This window comes from Acidiphilium iwatense, assembly GCF_021556475.1.
Lineage (GTDB): Bacteria > Pseudomonadota > Alphaproteobacteria > Acetobacterales > Acetobacteraceae > Acidiphilium > Acidiphilium iwatense.
Genome location: NZ_JAKGBZ010000114.1, coordinates 1 through 2791, shown reverse-complemented (window position 1 = coordinate 2791; position 2791 = coordinate 1). Strand labels below are relative to the sequence as shown.

The 2791-nt window shown below is 57.5% G+C and carries 3 protein-coding genes; all 3 read left to right on the top strand.

Annotated elements, in window-relative coordinates; translation table 11 throughout:
• Nucleotides 1-165 precede the first annotated feature (165 nt).
• The 3 genes from L2A60_RS20185 to L2A60_RS20175 are packed head-to-tail and all read left to right on the top strand — an operon-like array spanning nucleotide 166 to nucleotide 2345.
• Nucleotides 166-990: a hypothetical protein gene (locus tag L2A60_RS20185; RefSeq protein WP_235706251.1), complete on the top strand. Its 825-nt coding sequence runs from the start codon at nucleotides 166-168 to the stop codon at nucleotides 988-990.
• Nucleotides 991-1018: 28 nt separating this feature from the next.
• Nucleotides 1019-1843, top strand: coding sequence for a BKACE family enzyme (locus tag L2A60_RS20180; protein WP_235706250.1), 825 nt, complete (start codon nucleotides 1019-1021; stop codon nucleotides 1841-1843).
• Nucleotides 1844-1853: 10 nt separating this feature from the next.
• Nucleotides 1854-2345 (top strand): acetyl-CoA carboxylase biotin carboxyl carrier protein, encoded by a 492-nt coding sequence (locus tag L2A60_RS20175; RefSeq protein ID WP_235706249.1) that lies wholly within the window; start codon nucleotides 1854-1856, stop codon nucleotides 2343-2345.
• Nucleotides 2346-2791 lie beyond the last annotated feature (446 nt).

The following is a 2791-nucleotide window of genomic DNA, read 5'->3' as shown; positions in this document are numbered from 1 at the left end:
GCAATCTCCCGCGCCCGGGTGCCGCCGAGCTTGCGTATGACCAGCGAGCCGGTCTCCACCACCCGTTCGACCAGCGTGCTCCCCATCGCCGCACGCCGCGCATCACCAAAATGACCCAAAGCTCCGCCCCGAACCGCCATCTCGTTCCCCATCAATACACAGATCATGGAGAATCAGAGCGCGCCCCTCAGGGCAAGCAAAATGTGTGAATGCCGTAGCATCCATACGGCGACATCGACGCTCGCGAATGGCGTTTCGCATTCGCCGACCGAACGTGTCGCCAGCAATTTGCGGCGGCGCGGATATGAGGTGGCGATCGACCTCGAGCCGATCCGCGACGTCGCGGAGCGTCTCGCCTATATCGCGGCCAGGGAGGATAAGCCTGTCGGCGCGCCCAACGAATATGACGAATTTCATTTCCAGCACCAATGTCCCGGCGGTATGGTCTCGAACCTCGCCTATCAATTGGAGACCATGGGACTTAGGGACCGATTGAACGACATCCTCGAGGAAGCATGGCATGTTCGCGAGGATCTGGGATATCCGATCGTCGTCAGTCCCTTCGCCCAGTACATTGTGACGCAGGCGGTGCTGAATGTTGTGGGCCGGGATCAGGGGCGCCGCCGTTATGACACCGTTCCGGATGAAATTCGCCTCTATGTCCGGGGCGGCTATGGAGAAATCACTGGTCCCATCGAGCCGAATCTCTACGACAAGATAACCAGGGGCGCGCCACCGATCACTGAAAGGCCGGGCTCCCGGCTGCCGCCGGCGCTCGACCGCATCCGCGCGACGCGTGGCCCTTTCGCATCGGACGACGACCTCCTTCTCGCGGCGTTCTATGACGACACCCAATGCGACGCCTTGAGGGGCGCGGGGCTGATCGACATTGAATACCCGATCATGGCAACCCCGCTCGCTACCTTGCTGAAGGAAATCAGCAACCGCCCGTCGATCAAATCATTTCACTTCCGACAAGCCGGTGCGTAGCTAGGTAAGCATTGCGAAAGTTCCATCCATGAAGCCGATCATCATCACCACCGCGATCACCGGTGCCGTTCCGAAAAAGCAGGACAATCCGGCGGTTCCGATCTCGCCGGCCGAGCAGATTGAATCCACTCATGCCGCCTATGAGGCCGGGTCGGCGCTGGTGCATATCCATGTGCGCGACGCGCAGGAAAATCCCTCATCCTCACCCGAGCTTTTCGCCGCTGTGCAGGAGGGCGTTAAAAAGCACTGCCCCGGCATGATCATCCAGTTCTCAACCGGAGGGCGCGGGCGGGAGGCTTCGCAGCGAGGCGCCAGCCTTTATCTCAAGCCCGACATGGCATCCCTCACCACCGGATCGGTCAACTTCCCGCGGCAGATATACGAGAACGCTCCTGATTTCATCGAGACCCTTTGTAAGGAAATGCTGACTTATCGCATTAAACCGGAGATCGAGGTCTTTGACGCCGCGATGCTCTACAATGCCGTCGAACTGGTCAAGCGGGGACTGATTCTGGAACCACTCCATGTGCAATTTGTTATGGGTGTCCAGAACGCTATACCGGTACGGCGATCTCTTCTCGAATTCTTGCTTTCTGAATTGAAAGAAATCAGCCCGACCGCCACGTGGTCGGCACTTGGAATGGCACGCCATCAGCTTGAGGTGAACCGATGGTGTCTCGAGCTTGGCGGACATACCCGCACCGGCCTGGAAGACAACGTGCGGTTTGACAAGACTCGTCTTGCCGCGAGCAATGCTGAGCTTGTCTCGCTCGTCGTCGCGGAGGCGGCTGCCTATGGGCGCCGACCTGCGACTCCGGACGAGGCGCGCTCAATCCTGGAACTTGCGGCGTAAGGAGGCAGAGTTGACCCTAACTTACAAGGACGTCGCTGACATCATCAAGATCATCGACGCAAGCGGCTGTGAAGAAGTGATAGTGGAACTTGCGAATGTCAAGATTGTGGTCCGGCGTTCTAGCGGGACGACAATCATACCCACAGCCACACCGCTTTCGCCGGCGGAACCGCAAAAATATGCGGAAAAACCACGACATGCCGAGCGCCAAATCGCCCCATCCGGACCACCCGCGGATATAAACGCGACTGACGGCGGAACTATCGTTCGTTCCCCTATGACGGGGACTTTCTACCGCGCACCGTCTCCGAAGGATCCGCCCTTCGTTGACATCGGAAGTATTGTCAAAAGTGGCGACTCGCTCTGCTCGATCGAGGTCATGAAACTTTTCACGACGATTATGGCTGAAACTGACGGCCAGGTGACACGTGTTTTCGCCCAAAATGCTGAGCTCGTGCAAGTTGGGCAGCCGTTGTTCAAAATTGAGGCCATACGAGCGTAGATGCTCGGGGGCCATCGCTGGATCTAATGATACGAATGTCTGGAACGCCCCATCGCGCAAGGTGAACGTGGAACGAGGTGTCGATCACGCGCAGTCATGGTTTAACGCAATTTCACATCACGCATAAACAACCTGTGCAATGCACGATCAATGCCCCCACAATTCTTCGAGCGTTTCCCCCTTTGTTTCGACGCCGATGACTGCAGTGACGATTATGCCAAACGCGGAAAAGACGAGAGGTAAAATAAGAGCGCCTTTGACACCAAAACTAGCGATTAGTACCGGCTGTAAAATCGCGCGCAATAATGACCCCTTGAGGGGCGAAAATCGCGTCCAATTCTGATGGTGTGGAACGCCCCCACCCAACCGCTGGCGTTCGCTGCGGCCGAACTGCGGTAGGATGCCGAACCGTCAACATAGGAGGGTGTATCCATGGAATGGATTGT